This window comes from Streptomyces sp. NRRL F-2664, from assembly GCF_000719345.1.
Taxonomy (GTDB): domain Bacteria; phylum Actinomycetota; class Actinomycetes; order Streptomycetales; family Streptomycetaceae; genus Streptomyces.
Genome location: NZ_JOFX01000137.1, coordinates 1 through 3,905, shown reverse-complemented (window position 1 = coordinate 3,905; position 3,905 = coordinate 1). Strand labels below are relative to the sequence as shown.

Below are 3,905 nucleotides of genomic sequence, written 5' to 3'. Positions count from 1 at the left end.
TACGCAGAATCCAACTCCGACCCGACCTCACCGACAGCTGTCTCACGGCCACCGGTCTGACCATCAACCCACCGACCCCACCCTGAAACCCTCAGTAACCGCCGCGCGATCCTTGATCGGCACACACTCCGCTCGATGCAACCGACGTATCTCTGCCAAGTCCTCCACTTTCAGCACCCTCCGCGTGTTCAGTATCTGGGGTCAAGGCCCGCATCGCGTTCTGCGCTTACAACTGGCAACGCCAGCCAAAGCGCCTCCTGAACCTGATCGACGGCCTCGAAGAGTGCCGAGGGACACGCGTTGCGCCCACCCGCCCGCTGCGCCGGATGCCGCGGGCAGCCACATGATCCGGCCGCGGTCGGCGTCAGCTGTACTGGGCGAGGTCGTTTTCCCGCAGGGCACGATCTTCGATCAGGCGGCGGAACCCCGCCAGCGCATAGCGCGCTCCCGCCGGGGAGCCGGGCTCCGGCATCCCTGCGACGCGGGCCATGACCTGCTGAGGCTGCGGCTGCCAGCCGACCACCAGGACGCGCATGCCCAGACATTCCGCACGCCGGTGCAGGTCCAGGATGTGCAGCAGGCCGGCACAGTCCATGAACGCGACGCTATGCAGATCGATCATAAAGATTCGGTACGAAGTCCTCGTCGTCACGGTCGAGAAGGCGGGGACGGCCTCCCGCCCATCGAGGGTCCAGGCACGCGAGCCCGATCTCGTTGAACTTGTGGATCACGACCCGCCCGGACCGGTTGCGCCATCCCGCCTCCCCATTGATCCGGGGAAGCATTACCAACCAGCACAACGAGCAACCCGGCGAACCTTCCCGGTCACAGCACTAGCCGTTCGTGGCACCAGCGCACCGCACGGCCTCGGTCCTGCCCAGAGCTCGCAGGCTCGCGGAGACAAAGTGAGGTCACCATGGGGTGGGCTCGCACCACCACGATCAACGTGTTGCATGCTGGTGAGTTTCGTGACGGCAGGAAGACGCCGGAGGCTGCCTATCTGGACCAAGGCCTCTACAGACCGAAGGGGGTTCGGAGTCACTCCGACGCCCACCAGACCGCCACGAAAATCACCGCGGAGACGGCGTCTGTTTTCTTGAAGGCCTTGATGGCCGGATTGAGCCGAGGCGTCCGCTCCGCAAGGTTCCCGCCCCTCCTCAACAGCCGAGCCGGAACCTCGTACGCATCGAGGTTGCTGTGGGGAGTGTGATCACGCCCGCTGGCTGCCCGTGCCTGAAGGCTCTCGTCTGCCTCCACGCGGCGGGTAGGTTCAGAGGTGACCTGATCGGCGCCGTCACCCCCGGCAGCTGCTGCAGCAGCCCGCCCTCACCGGTCTTCTGAAGGCCATCGGCCTGAGGTCGTATCAGCGGGGATTGTACTCCGCGCCGAAGAGAGAAAGCGCCTGCTGCAGAGGTACACCGGTCGCCGCGAGTACTACCCCGAGACTCATGCGCCCCTGCCCGCCTGGTCTCCGACCGCGCCGCCCGCAGACCGGACCGGCACCTGACGAGCACCGAACTGGTGCCCGTCCGGCACCTCCCCTGCTGATCACCCATCAGTCAAATCGCCAGGTCGGCACGCCCCAACCTCAATCGCGAACAAGTCGTTACCCATGCGGCCCTCGACTGAATCCTTGCCTCTGTGACGGAGCACAGGGTCAGACAAAGGCCCGCTGTAGGGCAGTTATCACCACGGTGATCAAGTTCGGGGAACGTTTCGACTCGCGAGTGCGAACTCAAGGTGAACGGGCTTGACGGTCTGTCATGCAGCGGTGTGGCGGCGGCAGGGGTGCCGCCCACTGACCCGGCTATTGGGAGGTACAGTCGCCCGGGGAGAGGGTGCTGGGGACCCATGTCCATGCGCCGCTGAACCCTGCACCGGCGGGCACTGCTTCCTCACGGGACCAAGGGAGCTCGGCCGCTGCGTCGCCGAGTCTCATGACGGCCTTTCCGCTTATCACTCTGATCACGGGTGAGTGGTAGACCTGCATGGACGATGTGCCGGGAACGTTTGTGACTACCTGTTCCTCGAACTTGGTGGTCTGGGAACTCTCCCATGTGGTATCCGTCTTGATGGCCTGCTCAAGTTTCGCATCGATCCCGGGCCACTTGCCGGTGATTCCGTAGGACGTGGTTACACCGAATGTGAAACTGGAGCTGTTGGTCCACGTGTGGCCCGCCCACACTGTCAGGGTCTGTGCAGTATCGGAGCAGTTCACCGGACGGGCGGTGAGGACCTTAGGCCCGTTCTTGTAGGTGACGTCCGGGTCTGCCGTGAAATTACAGGCCATCCCCCCGGCGGCGTTGCAGTAGGAGATGAACTCCTCCGGTGTGGGTGTGTAGCCGAAACGGATGGAGCTGTAGGTGTTGAACGGGGCTGCCCCCGCCTCAGTGGTGTTCCTGGGCATCCGGGCCTGGCGGTACGCCCCGCTGAAATTGGCGTCCTGGGCCAGGCCGCTGGAGCACGTGTTCATCCCGACCGTGGAATTGAACCGGTTGTCCCAGGCTGCTCTGGCCCCGAACTGGCTCTCCAAGGGCGCAAAGTTCACCGTCCAGCTGCTCCCCTTCGTCCTGCAAGAGTGCGGACCGATGAGGATGACGCTGGAACCGCTGTAGGTGGAGCTGGTGAAGGCCATGCCGGCGATCTGAGGATTCGCAGACTCCATCCTCTTCACCAGGGTTCCCTCCATCGCAGCGGCTTCCGCTGAGGTGGCGGTGACCTTGCCGGAGGTCGCATCCCTGATAGCGTCAGGGAGGTTCCCGTAGCACTTGTTGGTGAGCGTGCCGCCAGCGCTGCGGAGCACGCAATGGGTGGGCGCTTCTGAGGCCCGGGCTGCAGCCGGGGCCGCGAGAATACCTGTTGCTGCGATGACCATGGTGGTCATCGCGGTTCCAGCCCTTCGCATCATCTCCAACGTCCTTAAGCTATGGGCGGCATTCGGGATGGACCCGGCCTACGTCGGGCAGACGCCGTGGAGCAGCCGGTGGAGCGCGCAAGGTGTGACATGCCGCCTTGAGGCACTAACGATGACGGGCCGCGTGCCCGATCTCTATCCGCCGGAAGGATCCGCCATCGGGCTATGTGGGAGCTGTCGGGCCCTTTCATGCAGGGGGACTGGGCCGGACGCCGGTCGGGGGCGAGCAGGGGGGAAACCTGCCGGGGGTGCTCACATTGAGCCTTTCAGCTGGGCCACCGATCGGGTGATGGCGGAGTGACCGTGGAATGGGCAGAGCCCCAGGGCTGCTGAGCAAGGTCTACGCTCAACACAGCAGCCCTGGGGCTCTGTTGTTTCCTTATCGTGCCGTACTCGATGTCCCGCATGCACTCGTGGAGTGAGGGTGGCCGGCGGTGCAGGCTCCAGCCGTCCGCGCGTGCCATGGCCGCACTGGTGTACTTACGGAAGAACGAGACCCTGGCCCAGCTCGTGGCCGGTTTCGGGATCAGCGTCGGCACGGCCCGCGCCTGCGTCCACGCCGTCGTGACATTCCTGGCCGGGCGGGCACCGGGCCTCACGGCTGCTCTGAGGGAAGCCAACGCCCGCTACGTCCCGCTCGACGGGACCCCTACCGATTGCGGCCGGGCCGGCGACAGCCGCGCCGGCTGCTCAGGAAACACCGCCGCCACGGCGTGGGCCTGCAGGCCATCACCGGGTCCCGGCGGCATCCTGGTGTGGATCTCACCCGCTCTGGCAGGCCGTGTCCACGATCTGGTCTGGGGGCGGGTATGGGCCTGGGCCTGCCGTTCATCGACGTCCGTGAAAACCGTGCCATGGTGGCGGGCGGTGTTTACGGGATCGACCCGGAGGCCAGTGAGCATTTTCAGAGTGGCCACCGATCGGGTGACGGGGCGAGGGCTGTGAAACGGACGGGGCCCCAGGGCTGTTGGGCAAGGTGTCTACGCTCAAC

General features: G+C 65.4%; 3 protein-coding genes and 2 pseudogenes. 1 reads left to right on the top strand and 4 read right to left on the bottom strand.

Going from position 1 to position 3,905, the window contains the following annotated elements:
- Positions 1–364: 364 nt before the first annotated feature.
- The 4 genes and pseudogenes from IF89_RS0134650 to IF89_RS0134640 all read right to left on the bottom strand — a co-directional run bounded on the left by IF89_RS0134650 (position 365) and on the right by IF89_RS0134640 (position 2,884).
- The gene (locus tag IF89_RS0134650; RefSeq protein ID WP_051808124.1) at positions 365–622 is read right to left on the bottom strand and encodes an STAS domain-containing protein; all 258 of its coding nucleotides are present in this window, start codon (positions 620–622) and stop codon (positions 365–367) included.
- A 10-nt stretch (positions 623–632) separates the two neighbouring features.
- Positions 633–737 (bottom strand): annotated as a pseudogene (locus tag IF89_RS48590) (helix-turn-helix domain-containing protein); the annotation flags it as partial.
- Positions 738–1,038: 301 nt separating this feature from the next.
- Positions 1,039–1,257: a hypothetical protein gene (locus IF89_RS46635; protein WP_158718095.1), complete on the bottom strand. Its 219-nt coding sequence runs from the start codon at positions 1,255–1,257 to the stop codon at positions 1,039–1,041.
- 550 nt (positions 1,258–1,807) lie between these two features.
- Positions 1,808–2,884, bottom strand: coding sequence for a hypothetical protein (locus tag IF89_RS0134640; protein ID WP_158718094.1), 1,077 nt, complete (start codon positions 2,882–2,884; stop codon positions 1,808–1,810).
- A 401-nt stretch (positions 2,885–3,285) separates the two neighbouring features.
- Here IF89_RS0134640 and IF89_RS43615 point away from each other — a divergent pair.
- Positions 3,286–3,721 (top strand): annotated as a pseudogene (locus IF89_RS43615) (transposase family protein); the annotation flags it as partial.
- Positions 3,722–3,905 lie beyond the last annotated feature (184 nt).

What these genes read in the sequence shown, in the direction of transcription:
- IF89_RS0134650 (WP_051808124.1), bottom strand. Translation starts at nt 622, where the DNA reads ATGATCGATCTGCATAGCGTCGCGTTCATGGACTGTGCCGGCCTGCTG.
- IF89_RS0134640 (WP_158718094.1), bottom strand. Translation starts at nt 2,884, where the DNA reads ATGACCACCATGGTCATCGCAGCAACAGGTATTCTCGCGGCCCCGGCT.